The sequence below is a fragment of the Pseudomonas monachiensis genome, assembly GCF_047345015.1.
In the GTDB taxonomy this organism is placed as follows: domain Bacteria; phylum Pseudomonadota; class Gammaproteobacteria; order Pseudomonadales; family Pseudomonadaceae; genus Aquipseudomonas; species Aquipseudomonas monachiensis.
The window spans coordinates 5853056-5872193 of record NZ_CP178857.1 but is presented as its reverse complement, the minus strand read 5'-3'; the positions used below and the strand labels follow the sequence as shown (position 1 = coordinate 5872193).

Genomic DNA, 19138 nt, shown 5'->3' with positions numbered 1-19138 from the left:
TTTCAGAAAAACTGTGGTAGCTGGATTGCGACTGCTTCGCAGCCGAGCGGGACGGTGCGGCGATCCGACAAGCACCCTCGCCACAGGGCCACGTCAGATCAAATTTTGAGTTCCACTTCTCCAAGATGCCCACCAAACGGCCCGAAACTCCTTTCGACCATATGCAGCGCCCCATCCGCCTGCACAATCAACGCCGTACTCGCCCGCGTTCCATAGCTCTGGCTGGCAATGAACACGCTCGACAGCAACGTCTCGGTGGCCAGTCCGACACCGGTATCCGGCAACTCGGCAAACGGCGCGGTCTGTGCATCGCTCAATAACGCCAGCAGCGCCTGCGGCTGCGGATCATCCAGCACCTCGCTCAATGCAGCCTTGGCCTTGAGCAACTTCGGCCACGGCGTATCCAGCCCGGCGTTCGACACGCCGTAGACTCCCGGTTGCAGCATCACGGCTTGCGTTTCCCGGGCGTTGAAGTGCCAGAGCTCGTTCCTGTTGCCAACCAGTAGATTGAAACCGCCATATTCAAGCGAACGTCGGACAACGTCGGCCAAATAGTCATCAATCGAGCAGTCGCCATTGAGAAATCGCGCGACCAGCTCCCCACGAGACTTGCGCCCCGGTGGCCGATGGGGGTCGCGGATGTTGGTCAGCGCCGCAAAGCGTCCGTTGGCGCCGACGCCGAGCCAGGTACCACCGGCCTCGAGGTCGCGCCCCGCATGCACATGCGGCGCTTCGGTCCATGACGCCAGGGGCAGGCTGGGGCGGGCGTAGAATTCATCGCGATTGGCCGCCACGACCAGCGGCTGGGCATGACCCGGTCGCCAGGCAAAAACAATCAGGCACATCAGGCTGTCCTTGTGTGTTTTTTGCTCACTCTACGCAGACATCGCTCATCGATCCATCGCCTTGCGCAGTGGAGCTTGAGGCCATGCATCCGTTACCATGCCGCTCCGGTTTTGGGGATGCGGGCGGGACGACCATGGAATTTCTGCTCTATCTGGCGCTCGGCGCCTGTGCAGGTGTACTCGCCGGGCTGTTTGGCGTGGGTGGCGGGATTATCATAGTCCCGGTGCTGGTGTTCAGCTTCAAGGCCCAAGGGTTCGATCCGTCGATCCTCACGCACCTGGCAGTGGGTACGTCCCTGGCGACGATCATCTTTACCTCGGTAAACGCGGTACGCGAGCATCATCGCCGTGGCGCCGTGCGTTGGCCGATTTTCATGTGGATGACCGTCGGTATTCTGCTCGGAGCCGGGTTCGGCGCGCTGACGGCCGAAGCGATTTCCGGCCCCAACCTGCAGAAGCTCATTGGTGTATTCGCCCTGGTGATCGCCGCTCAGCTGGCGCTGGAGATCAAACCCAAGGCCAGCCGAACCGTGCCGGGCAAACTCGGTCTGACCGTGGCCGGCAGCGTGATTGGCTGGGCTTCGGCGATTTTCGGCATTGGCGGCGGTTCGTTGACCGTACCATTCCTGACCTGGCGCAGCGTGCCGATGCAGCAAGCGGTGGCCACTTCATCGGCCTGCGGTCTGCCGATTGCCCTGGCCAGTGCATTAAGTTTCATGATTCTGGGCTGGCACGATCCGTTGCTCCCGGCCCATAGTCTCGGTTTTATCTATTTGCCGGCGTTGCTGGGCATTGCCCTGACCAGCATGGTGTTCGCCCGCTTGGGCGCGCGATTGGCCCACAGGTTGTCGCCGAAGTTGCTGAAACGGCTGTTTGCCGCTTTGCTGTTCTGCGTCGGCCTGAACTTTCTAGTCTGAAGCATCTGCTCTGACAGGCAACGCAATCCTGGCTTAATCCTGAGGTGGCAGCGTCGCCCGGGAATTTTTAAGATTTGAACTCTAACGAGGAGTCGCAATGCTGCCTTACCCGCAGATCGACCCGGTGGCCCTGGCCATCGGTCCGCTGAAAATCCACTGGTACGGTCTGATGTACCTGATCGGCATTGGCGGCGCCTGGCTGCTGGCGTCCCGCCGCCTGAACCGCTTCGACCCGACCTGGACCAAGGAGAAACTCTCCGACATGGTGTTCTGGATGTCGATGGGGGTGATCGTCGGCGGACGTCTGGGTTATGTGCTGTTCTACGATCTGAGCGCTTACCTGGCCAACCCGATGCTGATTTTCGAAGTGTGGAAGGGCGGCATGTCGTTCCACGGCGGTTTCATCGGCGTGATGCTGGCGGCATTGTGGTTCGGCAAGAAGAACAACAAGTCGTTCTTCCAACTGATGGATTTCGTTGCGCCGATGGTGCCGATTGGCCTGGGCGCCGGGCGTATCGGCAACTTCATCAACGCCGAGTTGTGGGGCAAGGCGACCGATGTGCCATGGGCGATGGTCTTTCCGACCGATCCGGCGCAACTGGCGCGTCATCCGTCGCAGCTGTACCAGTTCGCCCTCGAAGGCGTGGCACTGTTCCTGATTCTCTGGCTGTTCTCGCGCAAGCCACGGCCGACCATGGCGGTATCGGGGATGTTCGCGCTGTTCTATGGCATCTTCCGTTTCATCGTCGAGTTCGTCCGCGTACCGGACGCCCAGTTGGGCTATCTGGCCTGGAACTGGCTGACCATGGGCCAGGTACTGTGCGTGCCGATGATCGTCGGCGGGCTGTTCCTGATCTGGCTGGCGTATCACCGCGCCCCGGCAACTCCAGCGGCAGCCGTATAAAATTCGAACCCCGGGGCTACGGTCCCGGGTTCAAGGACACAGGTAATTCATGAAGCAATATCTCGAACTGGTCGCCCACGTCATCAAGAGCGGCACCAAACAGGCCAACCGTACCGGCGTGAACACCATCAGCTTTCCCGGTGCGATGCTGCGTTATGACCTGCAGGAAGGTTTCCCGGCGATTACCACGCGCAAGATGGCGTTTAAATCGGCCATTGGCGAAATGTGCGGATTCCTGCGTGGCGTGAACAACGCTGCCGAATTCCGCGCCCTGGGCTGCAAGGTCTGGGACCAGAACGCCAACGAAAACGCCCAGTGGCTGGCCAACCCGTTCCGTCAGGGCGAAGATGACCTCGGCGAAATCTATGGCGTGCAATGGCGCAAATGGCCTGCGTACAAGCAGATCCCGGTCAGCAACCCGGCTGCCATCGAGCAGACCCTGAAGCAAGGCTATCGCCAGATTGCCGAAGGCGAAGAAGACGGCCAGGCCTATGTGGTGCTCTACAAGGCCATCGATCAGGTTCGCCAGTGCGTCGACACCATCATCAAGGACCCGGGCAGCCGCCGCATCCTGTTCCATGGCTGGAACTGCGCCCAGCTCGATGAAATGGCCTTGCCACCGTGCCACCTGCTGTACCAGTTCCACCCGAATGTCGAGACCAGGGAGATTTCCCTGACCCTCTACATCCGCTCCAACGACCTGGGCCTGGGCACGCCGTTCAACCTCACCGAAGGTGCTGCGCTGTTGAGCCTGATTGGTCGCCTGACGGGCTACACGCCGCGTTGGTTCACCTATTTCATCGGTGATGCCCACGTCTACGAAAACCACCTGGACATGCTCAACGAACAGCTCAAGCGCGAGCCGTTCCCGATGCCGAAACTAGTGATTTCCGACCGTGTGCCGGAGTTTGCCAAGACTGGCGTGTATCAGCCGGAATGGCTGGAGCTGGTGGAGCCGAGCGATTTTTCGCTGGAAGGTTATGAACACCACGCGCCGATGACCGCGCCGATGGCGGTCTGAAACACGACGCTTAACCAATGTGGGAGCGGGCTTGCTCGCGAAAGCGGTCTGTCAGTGATATTTCTATCAGCTGACACGGCCCCTTCGCGAGCAAGTCGAATCGTCGCACCGCCGCTCCCACATTTGGTTTTGTGTTGTTTTCAGTGACCGTGACTACGGCCAACGTGGGAATGCTCCACCTCCGTCGCCGCCACCCCGCCGCTCACTTCCAGGCGCTGCAAAATCCCGCATTGATCGACTCCCGGCCCTTCGCCACAGCGTTGGCGCAGGTCGAGCAGTTGTGCCTGCAAGGCCAGCAAGCCGTCGATCCGCGCCTTGACGTGGTGAATGTGCTCGTCGATCAGTGCATTCACGCTTTCACACTGATCCTGCGGACTGTCGCGAAACGCCAGCAGGCTGCGGATTTCCTCGAGCGTCATGTCGAGGGTGCGACAGTTGCGGATGAATGTCAGGCGCTCGGCGTGGGCCTGGGTATAGACGCGATAATTGCCGTCACTGCGGGCCGGTTCCGGCAGAAGGCTCTCGCGCTCGTAGTAGCGGATCGTTTCCACGGCGCAGTCCGTGAGTTTCGCCAATTCTCCAATTTTCATGACGCCAATCTCCAAAACTCCGGAATGGGTGCTTGACCCTATAGTGGCTACAGGGTCTTTACTTGGCAACAGGCACTCTTATGGACGCAACCAATGAGCGATTCCCTGCATTCCCACAAACCCGAGGCTGGACACGAGCACAGCCACAAGCTCAAACCCGTGAAAAAACATGACCACGGCGGTCATGGCGACGCCTGTTGTTCATCTAAAGCGGCAGCGCCTGCGCTGGTAAAACTGAGCGAATTGCCGACGCCCGGGGCCCGACTGAGCCGTTTTCGCATCGAGGCGATGGACTGTCCAACCGAACAGACGCTGATCCAGAATAAGCTAAGCAAACTGACCGGCGTGCACCAGTTGGAGTTCAATCTGATTAATCGGGTGCTCGGCGTGACCCACGATTTTCCTGGAGTCGAGCCGATCGTCGAGGCCATCAAGTCCTTGGGCATGCAGGCCGAACCGCTGGAACAGGGTGCTGAAGCCCCGACGCCGACGCCTGGGAAAAAGCCGTGGTGGCCCTTGGCGCTATCCGGTGTTGGTGCATTGCTGGCAGAAGTTATCCACTTCACCGGCTTCGCGCCGAACTGGGCGGTGGCGGTTATCGCGCTGGTCTCGATCCTCAGCGGTGGCCTTGGTACTTACAAAAAAGGCTGGATCGCCCTTAAGAACCGCAACCTGAACATTAACGCCCTGATGAGCATTGCCGTGACCGGCGCGGTGCTGATCGGCCAGTGGCCGGAAGCGGCGATGGTGATGTTCCTGTTCACCGTGGCCGAGTTGATCGAAGCCAAATCCCTCGACCGTGCGCGCAATGCCATCAGCGGTTTGATGCAAATGACCCCGGACACGGCAACGGTGTTGCAGGCTGACGGGAGCTGGCTTGAGCAGGATGTCAAAAGCATCGGGCTTGGCGCGCGGGTACGGGTGCGCCCCGGTGAGCGTATCGGCCTGGACGGTGAAGTGTTGTCCGGTCGCTCGACCATCGACCAGGCGCCAATCACCGGTGAAAGCCTGCCGGTGGAAAAAACCGTCGGCGACAAAGTGTTCGCCGGGACCATCAATCAGGCCGGTTCGCTGGAGTACGCGGTGACCGCCGTGGCGGATAACTCGACCCTGGCCCGCATCATCCACGCCGTCGAGCAGGCCCAAGGGGCGCGGGCGCCGACCCAGCGTTTCGTCGACAGCTTCTCGAAAATCTACACCCCGGCGGTGTTTGTCCTGGCCTTGGCCGTGGCGGTGATCCCGCCATTGTTCATGGGCGAGTTGTGGTTCGACTGGATCTACCGGGCGCTGGTGCTGCTGGTGGTGGCCTGCCCCTGTGCGCTGGTGATTTCCACGCCGGTGACCATCGTCAGCGGCCTCGCGGCGGCGGCGCGCAAAGGCATTCTGGTCAAGGGCGGCGTCTATCTGGAGGGCGGTTACAAGCTCGATTACCTGGCCCTGGACAAGACCGGTACCATCACTCACGGCAAACCGGTGCAGACCGACTACCTGTCGCTAGACCCGACCGCCGACGACTCGGCGCCCGCCATTGCCGCCGCGCTGGCCGGGCGCTCGGATCACCCGGTCTCCCTGGCCATCGCCAAAGCGGCTGTGGATAACCAGACCGCGATGCTGATTGTGGATAACTTCGAAGCGCTTGGCGGGCGCGGGGTGCGCGGCGAGATCAACGGCCAGCTCTACCATTTGGGCAATCATCGACTGGTGGAAGATCTGGGCCTGTGTTCGCCGGCGCTGGAGGAAAAGCTGTTTGCCCTGGAAAAACAGGGAAAATCGGTGGTGTTGCTGCTCGATTCGTCCGGCCCTTTGGCGCTGTTTGCCGTGGCGGACACGGTAAAGGAGTCAAGCCGCGAGGCTATCCGGCAGTTGCATGACCTGGGCATCAAGACCCTGATGCTCACCGGCGATAACGTCCACACCGCGCAAGCCATTGCCGTGCAAGTCGGCATCGACGAAGCCCGGGGCGACCTGTTGCCAGGCGACAAATTGCAGGCTGTCGAGGAGCTTTACGCCCAAGGGCATCGGGTCGGCATGGTCGGCGATGGCATCAACGACGCCCCGGCCCTGGCGCGTTCCGAAATCGGCTTCGCCATGGCCGCCGCGGGTACCGATACCGCAATCGAAACCGCCGATGTCGCCCTGATGGACGACGATCTGCGCAAAATCCCGGCGTTCATTCGACTGTCTCGGCAGACCTCGAGCATCCTCAAACAGAACATCGCCCTGGCTTTGGTGATCAAGGCGATCTTTCTTGGGGTAACCTTCGCCGGGGTCGCTACCATGTGGATGGCGGTGTTCGCCGACATGGGCGTGAGTCTGCTGGTTGTGTTCAACGGTTTGCGCCTGCTGCGCAAGTAAAGGATGAGGGGCGGGTGTGCTGAGTGCCGAGCTGAAGGCGTTTTACATGGTGGCCCGCCTGGGCAGCATTACCCAGGCTGCCAAAAAGCTCGGCCTGAGCCAGCCGACGGTGACGACGCAGATCCGCAACCTCGAAAGTCAGTATTCGGTCGAGCTGTTCTACCGTGGCGGCCGGCGTCTCAGCGTCAGCGAGGAGGGCGCGCGGCTGCTGCCGATGGTCAAGGTGCTGATGCAGCAGGAAGCCGACATCGAGTTTTTCCTGCGTAACTGCGGTCAGGTCCAGGGCACGTTGCGCATAGCCGCCACGGCGCCGTATTACATTCTCGACCTGGTGAAAACCTTCCGCGAACGCCTGCCGCAGGTTGAGGTTTCGGTGGAAATCGGCAACTCCCAACAGGTGCTTGAAGCGCTGGAGGATTACCGGGTCGATGTCGCGGCCTCGTCGCAGTTGCTTGACGACGCGCGACTGGTTCGCCGGGTGCTCGGTAGCGATCCGCTGGTGCTGGCGGTGCATCGCAATCATCCGCTGGCGGTTCACGATCACGTGCCGCTCGGCGCCTTGGCCGGGCACACCTTGCTGATGCGCGAACCGGGCTCGACCACCCGTCGTTTGACCGAAGAGTTGCTGCTCAGCGCTGGCGTGTGTTTCGGCCCGCTGCTGGAGATCGGCAGCCGCGAATCGATTCGCGAAGCGGTGCTGCGCAACATCGGCATCAGCATCATTGCCCGACAGGAAGTGCCCCATGATCCGCAACTGCGAGTGCTGACCATCGAGAATGCACCGCAGATACCCGAATACCTGTACTGCCTCAAGGAGCGCAAAAACGCGCGGCTGCCGGCGGCGTTTCTGGGGTTGGCGCAGGAAATGGCTCCGGCCTGAATTCTGTGGTGTCTGTACCGGCGCCATCGCGAGCAAGCTCGCTCCCACAGGGATTTTGGGTGTTCACACAATTTGTGTTTCACCTCAAACCCACTGTGGGAGCGAGCTTGCTCGCGATGAGGCCAGTTCAGGCAATACAAAATTTGAACCAAAATCCTTGAATACCACTATCGGCAGTTTTTGCCTTACTGCCACATGACGGACTCATTACAACTCTAGGATTGCCCCATCTGCTAGATGAGGTCCGTCCATGAACAACCCGATTGCAACTGCCTTGACCAACCCCGGTGCACCGATGAAAGTGCGCGGCGTACAGAAATGTTTTGGCGCTTTCACGGCGCTGGATAACGTTTCCCTCGACGTGGCGGCCGGTGAGCTGGTGTGTCTGCTCGGCCCGTCGGGTTGCGGCAAAACCACGTTGCTGCGTTGCATCGCCGGTCTGGAAAAGCAGGACAGCGGCGAGTTGTACCTCGGTGATCGCGACGTTTCACACTTGGCGCCCCAGGCGCGGGACTACGGTATTCTGTTTCAGTCCTACGCGTTGTTCCCCAATCTCACCGTCGAAGCGAACATAGCCTACGGCCTCGCCGGCAGCGGTCGCGACGAAGTGCGCCGTCGTGTCGGTCAGATGCTGGAACTGGTCGGCCTGAGTGGCAGCGAGAAAAAGTATCCCGGTCAATTGTCCGGCGGCCAGCAGCAGCGGGTTGCCCTGGCTCGCGCCCTGGCCCCGGCACCTTCGCTGTTGCTGCTGGACGAGCCGATGTCGGCCCTCGATGCCCGGGTGCGCGAGCATCTGTGTACCGAGTTGCGCCAACTGCAACGCAACCTTGGCATCACCACCCTGATGGTCACCCACAATCAGGACGAGGCCATGCTGATGGCCGACCGCATCGCCGTGATGAACAACGGCAAGGTCGAGCAGTACGCCACGCCGCAGGAAATCTACAACCGCCCGGCCACGCCGTTTGTGGCGGAGTTCGTCGGCCAGGGTAATTGGCTACCCTTCCAGCGCAGCGGCGACAGCCACGCCCAGGTCGGCGGGATGAACATGCGTCTGGCCGATGGCAGCGCCAAGACCGCGTCGGGCCGCTTGTTCTGCCGTCCGGAAGCGATCAACGTCAACCCGCTGGTGCACGAGGAAAACCTGTTCCCGGCCAAGGTTCGCGAGATCACCTTCCTCGGCAACCGCTGCCGCATGAGCTTTGAACTCGATCATTTGCCGGGCCACGCCTTGCTGGCTGAACTGGCACCGGAAGCCATGCCGCGCCTGGGCGCCCAGCAGATCATGGTCGCCTTGCCGCCGCGCAGCCTGCAGGTGTTTGCCTGATGAGCGCGAACATCGCCCTGCCGCTGCCGCACAAGCAGGTTCGGCAAACCACCCGCGCCGAGGTTGGTGACCGGTTGTTCGTGGTCGGTGGCAAAGTCCTCATGCTGGTGTTGTTGGGCGTTGCCGTATTGATGCCGTTGCTGGCGATCTTCTGGCGCGGTTTCAGCGCCGAAGCCGGGCAGGGCGGTGGCTGGGTCGCAGCGAAAGAGCTGGTGAGCAGCGAGAACTTCCATTGGTTGCTCGGTAACAGCCTGAAGGTTTCCCTCAGCGTCGCGGCCATTGTCGTACCGCTGGCCTACCTGTTTGCCTACGCCCTGCAACGCACCTTGATTCCGGCCAAAGGCATCTGGCGCGGTATTTCGCTGTTGCCATTGATGGCGCCGTCGATGCTGCCGGGGATTGCGCTGGTTTACCTGTTCGGCAACCAGGGCATGTTGCGTGGCCTGCTTTCGGACAACATCTACGGCTTCTGGGGCATTGTGCTCGGCGAAGTCATCTACACCTTCCCACACGCCTTGATGATTCTGCTGTCGGCCCTGTCCCTGGCCGATGCGCGACTGTTCGATGCTGCCTCCAGCATGGGAGCCAGCCCGGCCAAAGCCTTCCGCAGCATCACCTGGCCGGCGACCCGACAGGCTGTGTTCGCTGCGTTCTGCCTGGTGTTCACCCTGACCATCACCGATTTCGGCGTGCCCGTGGTGGTCGGTGGCGACTATCAAGTGCTGGCGCTGGAAGCCTACAAGGCGGTGGTCGGCCAGCAACAGTTTGGTCGCGGGGCGTTGATCGGCATGGTGCTGTTGCTGCCGGCGCTCTTCAGTTTCGGGGTCGATGCCTGGTTGCGTCGGCGCCATGGCGACGCCATGAGCGGTCGCGCCCAAGTGTTCAAGCCTTTGCCGTCGAAGCTGCGCGACAGCTGCTACCTGGTCATCGTCCTGCTGATCTGCGCCGCGTTGCTGCTGGTGTTCGGCATGGCGGTGTTCTCGTCCTTGGTGAAGTTCTGGCCGTACAACCTGTCGCTGTCGCTCAACCACTATCAGTTCAACGAAACCGCCGGCGGTGGCTGGCTGGCCTACGGCAACAGCCTGAAGATGGCCCTGGGCACGGCGTTGATCGGCAGTCTGCTGATTTTCACCGGCGCCTACCTGATGGAAAAAACCAAGGGCCAGCGCGGCCTGAACCTGAGCTTGCGCATGCTCAGTTTCGTCCCGATGGCGGTACCGGGACTGGTGCTTGGGCTGGGTTACGTCTTCTTCTTCAATCTCACTGGCAACCCGCTGCATGTGCTGTACGGGACCATGACCCTGCTGATCGTCTGCACCATTGCTCACTATTTGACCACCGCACAAATGACCGCCACCACCGCGCTGCGTCAGCTCGACGCCGAGTTCGAAGCCGCCGCGCTGTCGCTCAAGGCGCCGCTGTATCGCCATTACCTGCGGGTCACCGTGCCTATCTGCCTGCCGGCACTACTGGACATCGTGCGCTACCTGTTCGTCTCGGCCATGACCACCGTTTCGGCGGCGATCTTCCTCTACAGCCCCGACACCATCCTCGCGGCGGTGGCGGTACTGAACATGGACGACGCCGGCAACGTCGGCGGTGCGGCAGCGATGTCGACGCTGATCCTGATTACCTCGGCGGGCGTGTCTCTGCTGCTGGCCTGGGCCTCGCGCGGTTTGCTGCGCCGCTCCCAAGCCTGGCGGCAGACCGCGCCCGGTCATTGAATCTGCACAACCCCTCAACTCAAAAACAGGAAAAGATCATGTTCAAGCCTATGGCCCTGGCCGCTGCTGTCCTCACCGCTTTCAGCCTGAACGCCTTTGCGGCGAAAACCGAGTTGACGGTGTACACCGCCCTCGAAGCCGAACAACTGAAGACCTACAAAGAAGCTTTCGAAAAGGCCAACCCGGACGTCGAAATCAAATGGGTGCGTGATTCCACCGGCATCATCACCGCCAAACTGCTGGCCGAAAAAGCCCGTCCGCAGGCTGACGCCGTGTGGGGCCTGGCAGCTTCCAGCCTGGCGATCCTCGATCAGCAAGGCATGCTGCAAAGCTATGCACCGAAAGACCTGGGCAAGATCGGCGCCAACTACCGCGACGCGGCCAACCCACCAGCCTGGGTCGGCATGGACGTCTGGGCCGCGACCATTTGCTTCAACACCGTCGAAGCCGAGAAGCAGGGCCTGAGCAAACCCGTGAGCTGGCAAGACCTGACCAAGCCTGAGTACAAAGGCAAGATCGTCATGCCGAACCCGGCATCGTCCGGCACCGGTTTCCTCGACGTCAGCGCCTGGCTGCAAACCTTCGGCGAGAAGCAGGGTTGGGCCTACATGGACGGCCTGCACCAGAACATCGGCCAGTACGTTCACTCCGGTTCCAAGCCTTGCAAGCTGGCGGCGGCTGGCGAATTCCCGATTGGTATTTCCTTTGAATACCCGGCCGTTCAGCTGAAACGCCAGGGCGCACCGCTGGACATCATCCTGCCGAAGGAAGGCCTGGGTTGGGAGATCGAAGCGACTGCGGTGATCAAGGGTGCTGCCCACGAAGAAGCGGCGAAGAAACTGGCTGACTTCTCCGCCAGTCCAGAGGCGATGGAACTCTACAAGGAAAACTTCGCCGTGCTCGCCCAGCCTGGCATCGCCAAGCCACAGACCGAACTGCCGGCTGACTACGAACAGCGCCTGATCAAGAACGACTTCGCCTGGGCCTCGAAGAACCGTGACGAGATCCTGACCGAATGGCGCAAGCGCTATGACGGCAAGTCAGAGAAAGTGGCGGCCAAGTAAGGTCTTTATCGGCTGACAGGGCCTCTTCGCGAGCAAGCCCGCTCCCACATTGGAACGCATTCCCCTGTGGGAGCGGGCTTGCTCGCGAAGACGGTTTCACATTCAGGACAAGACTCCATGACACAACACAACGACATGCTGATCGTCGGCGCCGGCATCCTGGGTTTGTCCCACGCGTATGCCGCCGCCAAACGCGGTCTGAAGGTCAGGGTTTTCGAGCGCAGCGAAACGCCTGTTGGCGCTTCGGTGCGCAACTTCGGCCAGGCACTGGTCACCGGCCAACCGCCAGGACCAATGCTGGAACTGGCCCGCGCCAGTCGCGGGATCTGGTGCGACTGGGCGCAGCTCGCCGGCCTGCAACTCAAGCGCAATGGCTCGTACCTGTTCGCCCGCAACGAGGCGGAAGAGCAGTTGCTGGAAGCTTTCTGCGACGGCCGCGCCGTCGAACACGGTTACCGCGTCGACCTGCTGCGCGGCGCCGCGCTGCGCGATTTGTACGGCGGTCAGTTCCGCCATCACCGCGCGGCCTTGCATGGTATGGACGATCAGCAGCTGTATTCCCGCGAAGCGATTCCGGCGCTGATCGATTTCCTGCGCCGCGACCTGGGCGTCGAGTTTCACTTCTCTACCCTGGTACGCGATATCGAGCCGGGCCGCCTGCACAGCACCGCCGGCAGCTTCAGTGCCGGGCAGATCATCGTCTGCTCCGGCCACGATTATCAGACGCTGCTGGCCGAACAGATCGCCGAACTCGAGCCGCAAATCTGTCGCCTGCAAATGCTTCGCGCGCGCCCGCAAATCAACCTCAACCTGCAACACGCGCTGCTCACCGGTTTGAGTTGCGTGCACTACGGCGCCTTCGCCGACTTGCCGGAGGCCGGGGCGGTACAGGCAGAAATTCTGCGGTACGCGCCGCATCTGCACGAAAACGGTATCCACCTGCTGATCAGCCCGACGCCCTATGGTGAATTGATCATTGGTGATTCGCACCATTACGGCAGCGATCCGTCACCCTTCAATGCCGAGCAGATTGACGACTGGATGATCGAGCTGGCCGAGCAGACCCTGGGCTGCAAGGTACAAGTGGTCGAGCGCTGGCAGGGGGTCTATGGTTCACGGGGACCGGGACCGTTCTCGTTTCTGCGCCCGGCAAAAGGCCTGAGCGTGGCGTTGATGCATACCGGTGTCGGCATGAGTGTCGGGCCAGCGATGGCTGAACGAAACATCGCAGCTGTGTTGGGGGAAATCTGATGGCGCGCAATGAACAAGTCGTCGCCGAAGTATTCAGTCTGTACGAGCGTTTTGGTGACAGCGATTACATCGGTGAACCGGTGTCGCAGATCGAGCACATGTCCCAGGCCGCTGAGCTGGCCATTGCCGAAGGCTTCGATGATGAAGTGATTCTGGCGGCGTTCTTTCACGACATCGGGCATATCTGCGCTGAAAGCGCGGAGAACATGGGCGGCTTCGGCGTGGTCAGTCATGAGCGTCTGGGTGCGGATTATCTGCGCCGCGCCGGTTTCAGCGAGCGCATGGCGCGTCTGGTCGAATACCACGTGCAGGCCAAGCGTTATCTGACGCTGAAAGAGCCGGGGTACTACGAGCGTCTGAGTGAAGCCAGTCGCCGAACCCTGCAGTACCAGGGCGGGGTGATGACGGAGGCCGAGGCGCAGGCGTTCGAAAAAGACCCGTTGTGCGCGGTGAGTTTGCGCATGCGCCAGTGGGATGAGCTGGCCAAGGAGACGAACGTACCGCTTCTGGATCTCGACATTCTGAAGCGCAAGGCTTTGGCCCTTTTGCCTCAGGCGGCTTAAACGACCAGTGCAGATGAAACTCCCTACGGGAAAAGGAGACCATTCGCGCAGAGTGATTCAGCGAGACGGGATAGCTTGATCGGCCCCAAATTGAAGAGAGCTATCCCTATGCGTTATTTGAAAGTCACCGCGCAGGACCGGAGCGCGAACGGCCGGGCCGATACCGTACTCCTGCATTTTTTCGAGGAAACCCACGGCGGCGAAGACAAGCTCATCCACAAGGCTTACGCGCTGGATATCACCGCCGATGGCAAGGTCGATTTCCAGGCTGGCGATGTAAACAACGACGGCAAGGAAAACACCAAGGACGAGCGTTTGCTCAAGTCGTTTGCGGACGCCTTTTTGCGGCTCAACTGGTTCAATTGCGGGAACATCTGGGCACGCTATCTGAAGATATTCGTCGAAGACTTTGCCAAGGATGGTTCGCCAGACACCGTACGCCTGCACTTTCATGACGGCGTCGGTAAACCGCAGGATGAAACCATCGCCTACACCGCTTCGGCCTACGACACCAACAATGACGGCGAATTGGATTGGTTGATCCATTTCGACATGGATAACGACGGTGATCAGGATGCGGTGGACCAGAAACTGGTTTCGTTGCTGAGCACTACATACCTGAAATTCAAATGGCGTTGACGATAAAGCGCATTAAAGTCGCTGCGCCAAAACCTCAATCTGTTCCTGCCGCTCCGCCTGATTCAATTTTGGATGAGGGTTGAGCGACGACCACTGCGGGTGCGCCCGGGCCTTGTTCAACGCTTCGGGCAGCGTGCCTTCGCGCCAGCTCTTGTCCTGGGGGGTGGCCACTTGGATGCTATCCATCGCCGCATGCCCCCGGGCATTGAGCGCTTGCAGCAATTGCCGTTGGCGCAAGGCCAACAGGCGCAGCACGTTGTCATCCACCGTCAATTCACGCTGGCCCTTGATTTTACCGAGCAAACGGCTGCCGTAACTGCGCGCGGTTTGCAGGGCGCCGCCAGCGATGGCCCCGGCGAGTGCCGCCGCGCCCAGGGTGATGCCACCCACCAGCAGATCAACCCCGGCCCCGGCGGCCGCGCCGGCTGCGATTCCGCCACCGACTCGCACGCCCAATTGTTTCAGGGTTTCCGGATTGAACAAGTCGTCGCCCCAACGGCCGTCGAGCAGCGGCAAATCACTGGCGGCGGCATCCTGTGGGCGGAAGGCGTAGAGCTTGAGCAGGGCCTCGACGCAACGCTGCTCGCGCTGGCGTACGGCTTTGCGTAGTTCGCTGATCGCCTGTTGTTCCTGCTCGGCCTCACTGACCACACTGCGTCGGCAGGCCGCGCAATCGATCAATAATTCGGCAATCAACCGCGCCGCACTTTGCTGGCGAGCCAGACGCTGGGCTTGCTGATCGGCGATCAGGCGTTCGAGCTGCGGCCGGGCGGATTCCAGCAACAGGGCGAGACTTTCATAGAGTCGACGCTCGCCATCCTCCGGCGGCGCGACGCTGTCAAAGCGCACCAAGGCATGCAAGCCAAGCCGCGCCAGTGCTTCACGCCATGCCGGCTCGCGGTGGTTGGCGCTGCTGACGAAGTTCAGTACCGGCAGCAAGGGTTTGCCACAACTGGCCAGCACTTCCAGTTCGTCGCGATACTTGGCCAACACCGGCTCCCGGGCGTCGATCACATAGAGCCCGGCGTCCGACGCCAGCAACTGGCGCAGCACCTTGGCTTCCTGTTCGAAGCGTTGCCGGGCTTCGCTGCCATCGAGGAAACGAGTCAGCCGCGCCGGGCCGTCGAGGCGTTCGCCAGGCCGCTCCAGGCGTTCGAGGTAGTCGAGCAGGGCGATGGCGTCTTCCAGACCGGGAGTGTCGTAGAGGTCGAGCAAGGGCTCGCCGTCCACCGACAACCGTGCACCTTCGACGTGCCGCGTGGTGCTGGGGCGATGGGACACTTCACCGAAGCCGACGTCGCGGGTCAGGGTACGCAGCAACGAGGTTTTGCCGACGTTGGTGTGGCCGACCACGGCGAGTTTCAGCGGCTGCTTCCAGGTATCAGTCATGACCCGTCTCCAGCCAGTTCATCGGTGCACAATCGGCAAACGGCAGCTCAAGCTGTTGCAGCGCCACGTGCCAGTCGCCCAGGCGTTCAGCGTCCAGTGCTTCTCCGGGTGGTGCCTGCAACAACCACACGCGGGTGGCGCTGGCACTGCGCGCCAGTTCGGCAATCAAGGCCAGGCTGCCGCGATCCGGCGAACGCCGTGGATCGCACGCAATGGCCAGGCGCGCGGGGGGAAAGCGACTCAGTTGTTCGAGGAGTTTGTGTCTCGATTCGCGGCTGTCGAGGATGCCGGCGTTGCTGACGGTTTTCGGCAATTGCGGTGGCCACGGGCGGTCGTCGTCCAGTTCGATGGCGACCAATAGAGCACCATCACTTTGTTGTTCACTGACGCCGCTTTCCACGCGATGCAGTTGGGCCGGTGCTGCATCGCTGACGCCGAGGCGCTCACTGGTGGGCATCAAGCGTTCGCGCAGTTGTGCGTAACCAGGCAGGTTCAAATCCAGGCGCAGCGCCGCCTGCCCGGATTTCCAGCGCCACAGGCAAAACAGCGCGAGCAGCAGGCGCGGCAAAACGCCGTAGACCAGCAGAACGCCCACCAGCCACGCGGCCCAGGCCTGGCGGGCGCTTTCGATGTTGAGGGCGGCGTCGCCACTGGCGCGGATCATCTCCTCGGTGGGCACGCTGAAGCCGAGCAGGGCCGGCAGCGCGCCGAGGGCCTGGGTCACGGCAATAAAAGTATCGGCGCCGAGTATGGTGGTTTCCCAGACGAAGCCGTAGCGCCGGGTCGCCATCAACGCCAGCAGGATCACCAGCGCGCTGAGCATCGCCAGTAACCACAAGCTGTTGACCAGCACACCGATTGCCCAGCGGTTGAGTTTCTGCCGTTGCAGCAACAGCAGCAGAGCCGGCGCCAGTTGTGCGGCTTTGGCGTCCCGGGCGAGTTTTTCGCTTAGCCACAGCCACAGGCGTCCGAGGCTGGCGCCGTGTTCACCGGCAAACACCAGGCCCAAGGCCCAGCTCAGCAGCAGGATCAGATTGAGCCCGAGCAAGCTGCCCAAGGCCCAGAACACATTCACCGGGTGCAGGCCGTCGCCCATGGCGGCAAAGGCCAGGCCGGCCCCGCTGATCACCGCCAGCACCGCCATGACGATCAGCGCCAGTCGTGCACCTTGCAGCCAGTGTTTGAGGGCCGTAACCAGGCCATCGCGTTCAGCCAGCCACAGGGCCCGGCGTTGAATGCGCAACGGTAAATCGCCGCCGGTGCTGCGGGCCAGTCGGTTGGCTTCAAGGTCTTCCAGAGGGCCGGCGTACTCTTCGCGCAGGCGGATGGTTTCTGTCAGCCAGAGGGTATTGAGTTCAGTCACGCGGCATCCCGTCGCTTAATTGAGCAGTGAGCATAACCGCTGTGGCGCTTATCGGCGAAAGCGAGGCTCTGGTATCCTCGCCGGCATGACTAAATCACTCCCCCTCAGCCTGATCGCAGCCCTCGGTGAAAACCGTGTGATCGGCGTCGACAACAGCATGCCCTGGCACTTGCCGGGGGACTTCAAATACTTCAAGGCCACGACGCTCGGCAAGCCGATCATCATGGGTCGCAAGACCTGGGATTCCCTCGGTCGCCCGTTGCCGGGCCGTTTGAACATCGTGGTCAGCCGTCAGGCGGATCTGGTGCTGGAAGGCGCGGAGGTTTATCCGTCGCTCGAAGCCGCTGTGGTTCGCGCCGAAGCATGGGCGAAGGAACAGGGCGTTGATGAGCTGATGCTGATTGGCGGGGCGCAGTTGTATGCGCAAGGGTTGGCGCAGGCTGATCGGTTGTACCTGACCCGCGTGGCGCTGAGCCCGGAAGGGGATGCGTGGTTTCCGGAGTTTGATTTGAACCAGTGGAAACTGGTGTCGAATGTGCCGAACCCGGCCGAAGGCGACAAACCGGCGTACAACTTCGAAGTCTGGGAAAAAGCCTAAAGATCGCAGCCAGCGGCAGCTCCTACAGGATCAGCGCATTCACTGTAGGAGCTGGCGAAGCCTGCGATCTTTTGATCTTTCTTTGCCACGAAAAGATCGCAGCCTGCGGCAGCTCCTACGCGTGAGCCAACGCCGAATGCTCATCCGCATCCAGCAATTCTTTATCAGTCTGCTGCATCACCTGACTGGTAATCGCCCCCGCCGTCATCGAGCCACTGACGTTCAACGCCGTACGCCCCATATCAATCAGCGGCTCGACCGAAATCAGCAACGCCACCAGTGACACTGGCAAGCCCATCGCCGGCAACACGATCAACGCCGCAAAGGTCGCACCGCCGCCAACCCCGGCCACACCGGCCGAACTCAGCGTGACAATCGCCACCAGCGTCGCGATCCACAGTGGGTCCAGCGGGTTGATGCCCACCGTCGGCGCCACCATCACCGCCAACATCGCCGGGTACAGGCCGGCGCAACCATTCTGGCCAATGGTTGCGCCAAACGAAGCGGCGAAACTGGCGATGGACTGCGGGATACCCAGGCGACTGGTCTGCGCTTCGATGCTCAATGGAATCGTCGCAGCGCTCGAACGGCTGGTGAAGGCAAACGTCAGCACCGGCCAGATCTTGCGGAAGAAGCGTAGCGGATTGATCCCGGCGGCCGACACCAGCACGCCATGTACCACGAACATCAGGCCCAGGCCGATGTAGGACACCACCACGAAACTGCCGAGCTTGATGATGTCTTGCAGGTTCGAACCGGCGACCACTTTGGTCATCAGCGCCAGAACACCGTACGGGGTCAGCTTCATCACCAGGCGCACCAGGCGCATCACCCAGGCTTGCAGGGTGTCGATGGCGTTGATCACTTTCTGACCTTTCTCGACATCATCCTTGAGCAATTGCAGGGCCGCGACACCGAGGAACGCGGCGAAGATCACCACGCTGATGATCGACGTCGGCTTGGCCCGCGCCAGATCGGCGAACGGGTTTTGCGGAATGAACGACAGCAACAGCTGCGGCACATTCAGGTCGGCGACCTTGCCGGCGTAGTCGGTCTGGATGGTTTGCAGGCGCGCCATTTCCTGGGTACCGGCCACCAGGCCTTCGGCGCTCAGGCCGAACAGGTTGGTCAGACCGATGCCGATCAAGGCCGCGATGGCCGTGGTGAACAGCAGCGTGCCGATGGTCAGGAAGCTGATCTTGCCCAGCGATGAGGCGTTGTGCAGGCGGGCCACGGCGCTGAGGATCGAGGCGAACACCAGCGGGATCACGATCATTTGCAGCAGTTGCACATAACCGTTGCCCACCAGATCGAACCATCCGATCGAGGTTTTGAGGACCGGGTTGCCGGCACCGTAAACGGTGTGCAAGGCCACGCCGAACGCCACGCCCAGCACCAGTGCGAGCAGGACTTTTTTCGCCAGGCTCCAGGTGGTGTGGCGGGTTTGCGCCAAGCCAAGGAGCAGGGCGAGGAACACCAGCAGATTGAGAATCAGCGGCAGATTCATTGGAACTCCCATTAGACTTTTGCCAACTGCCTTCCAGGACAGCTGCGAACCGGCAAGCCTAACAGCTTGAAAACTAATGAATTAATATCAAAAATGCATGGTTTCCGTCGTTTTTGGAATAAGCCGATGTCGCTGTCAGAAATGCAGCTGGCGCGAAAGGGACGCAGGCGGTCGCTGACAGACGGGGACTGTCACACTTAT

At 61.3% G+C, this 19138-nt stretch carries 17 protein-coding genes; 12 read left to right on the top strand and 5 right to left on the bottom strand.

Annotated features, from left to right (window positions below):
* Window positions 1–98 precede the first annotated feature (98 nt).
* Complete coding sequence (locus tag ACMDB8_RS26470; RefSeq protein ID WP_409078172.1) at window positions 99–845, bottom strand: NRDE family protein; 747 nt, start codon at window positions 843–845, stop codon at window positions 99–101.
* A 134-nt stretch (window positions 846–979) separates the two neighbouring features.
* Here ACMDB8_RS26470 and ACMDB8_RS26465 point away from each other — a divergent pair, with 134 nt between their 5' ends.
* The 3 genes from ACMDB8_RS26465 (at window position 980) to ACMDB8_RS26455 (ending at window position 3687) form a co-directional block, all read left to right on the top strand.
* Window positions 980–1762, top strand: a complete 783-nt coding sequence (locus ACMDB8_RS26465; protein ID WP_056726445.1) for a sulfite exporter TauE/SafE family protein — start codon at window positions 980–982, stop codon at window positions 1760–1762.
* Window positions 1763–1859: 97 nt separating this feature from the next.
* Window positions 1860–2666, top strand: a complete 807-nt coding sequence (gene lgt, locus ACMDB8_RS26460; protein WP_056726446.1) for a prolipoprotein diacylglyceryl transferase — start codon at window positions 1860–1862, stop codon at window positions 2664–2666.
* 49 nt (window positions 2667–2715) lie between these two features.
* Entirely contained in the window at window positions 2716–3687 is a 972-nt protein-coding gene (locus tag ACMDB8_RS26455; protein ID WP_409078171.1) for a thymidylate synthase, read from the top strand.
* 140 nt (window positions 3688–3827) lie between these two features.
* Here the strand turns inward: ACMDB8_RS26455 and cadR are convergent, their stop codons facing one another.
* Window positions 3828–4277, bottom strand: coding sequence for a Cd(II)/Pb(II)-responsive transcriptional regulator (gene cadR, locus ACMDB8_RS26450; RefSeq protein WP_056726448.1), 450 nt, complete (start codon window positions 4275–4277; stop codon window positions 3828–3830).
* A gap of 93 nt (window positions 4278–4370) precedes the next feature.
* Here cadR and ACMDB8_RS26445 point away from each other — a divergent pair, with 93 nt between their 5' ends.
* The 8 genes from ACMDB8_RS26445 to ACMDB8_RS26410 all read left to right on the top strand — a co-directional run bounded on the left by ACMDB8_RS26445 (window position 4371) and on the right by ACMDB8_RS26410 (window position 14080).
* Complete coding sequence (locus tag ACMDB8_RS26445) at window positions 4371–6632, top strand: heavy metal translocating P-type ATPase (RefSeq protein WP_409078170.1); 2262 nt, start codon at window positions 4371–4373, stop codon at window positions 6630–6632.
* Window positions 6633–6648: 16 nt separating this feature from the next.
* The gene (locus ACMDB8_RS26440; protein WP_056726450.1) at window positions 6649–7512 is read left to right on the top strand and encodes a LysR family transcriptional regulator; all 864 of its coding nucleotides are present in this window, start codon (window positions 6649–6651) and stop codon (window positions 7510–7512) included.
* 250 nt (window positions 7513–7762) lie between these two features.
* Window positions 7763–8839, top strand: coding sequence for a putative 2-aminoethylphosphonate ABC transporter ATP-binding protein (locus ACMDB8_RS26435; RefSeq protein WP_409078169.1), 1077 nt, complete (start codon window positions 7763–7765; stop codon window positions 8837–8839).
* A complete protein-coding gene (locus ACMDB8_RS26430) occupies window positions 8839–10563 on the top strand; it encodes a putative 2-aminoethylphosphonate ABC transporter permease subunit (RefSeq protein WP_056726452.1) in 1725 nt (574 codons plus the stop codon). Before ACMDB8_RS26435 ends, ACMDB8_RS26430 begins: the two co-directional genes overlap by 1 nt.
* A gap of 38 nt (window positions 10564–10601) precedes the next feature.
* A complete protein-coding gene (locus tag ACMDB8_RS26425; protein ID WP_056726453.1) occupies window positions 10602–11627 on the top strand; it encodes a putative 2-aminoethylphosphonate ABC transporter substrate-binding protein in 1026 nt (341 codons plus the stop codon).
* Window positions 11628–11744: 117 nt separating this feature from the next.
* Window positions 11745–12878, top strand: a complete 1134-nt coding sequence (locus tag ACMDB8_RS26420; protein ID WP_056726454.1) for a TIGR03364 family FAD-dependent oxidoreductase — start codon at window positions 11745–11747, stop codon at window positions 12876–12878.
* A complete protein-coding gene (locus ACMDB8_RS26415) occupies window positions 12878–13441 on the top strand; it encodes a phosphonate degradation HD-domain oxygenase (RefSeq protein WP_409078168.1) in 564 nt (187 codons plus the stop codon). The genes ACMDB8_RS26420 and ACMDB8_RS26415 overlap by 1 nt, the downstream gene beginning before the upstream one ends.
* A 108-nt stretch (window positions 13442–13549) precedes the next feature.
* Window positions 13550–14080, top strand: a complete 531-nt coding sequence (locus tag ACMDB8_RS26410; protein ID WP_409078167.1) for a hypothetical protein — start codon at window positions 13550–13552, stop codon at window positions 14078–14080.
* Between the two features lie 12 nt (window positions 14081–14092).
* On the opposite strand, the gene ACMDB8_RS26405 is transcribed toward ACMDB8_RS26410, so the two are convergent.
* Together ACMDB8_RS26405 and ACMDB8_RS26400 are read right to left on the bottom strand one after the other, a co-directional pair.
* Window positions 14093–15469, bottom strand: a complete 1377-nt coding sequence (locus tag ACMDB8_RS26405) for a GTPase/DUF3482 domain-containing protein (protein ID WP_409078166.1) — start codon at window positions 15467–15469, stop codon at window positions 14093–14095.
* Window positions 15462–16832 carry a DUF2868 domain-containing protein gene (locus ACMDB8_RS26400; RefSeq protein ID WP_409078165.1) on the bottom strand — a complete coding sequence of 457 codons (1371 nt, stop codon included), beginning with the start codon at window positions 16830–16832 and terminating at the stop codon, window positions 15462–15464. Before ACMDB8_RS26400 ends, ACMDB8_RS26405 begins: the two co-directional genes overlap by 8 nt.
* Before the next feature lie 85 nt (window positions 16833–16917).
* On the opposite strand from ACMDB8_RS26400, the gene ACMDB8_RS26395 reads away from it, so the two are divergent.
* The gene (locus tag ACMDB8_RS26395; RefSeq protein WP_056726458.1) at window positions 16918–17430 is read left to right on the top strand and encodes a dihydrofolate reductase; all 513 of its coding nucleotides are present in this window, start codon (window positions 16918–16920) and stop codon (window positions 17428–17430) included.
* 115 nt (window positions 17431–17545) lie between these two features.
* Here ACMDB8_RS26395 and ACMDB8_RS26390 read toward each other — a convergent pair whose 3' ends face one another.
* Window positions 17546–18937 (bottom strand): L-cystine transporter, encoded by a 1392-nt coding sequence (locus tag ACMDB8_RS26390; RefSeq protein WP_409078164.1) that lies wholly within the window; start codon window positions 18935–18937, stop codon window positions 17546–17548.
* Between the last annotated feature and the right edge of the window lie 201 nt (window positions 18938–19138).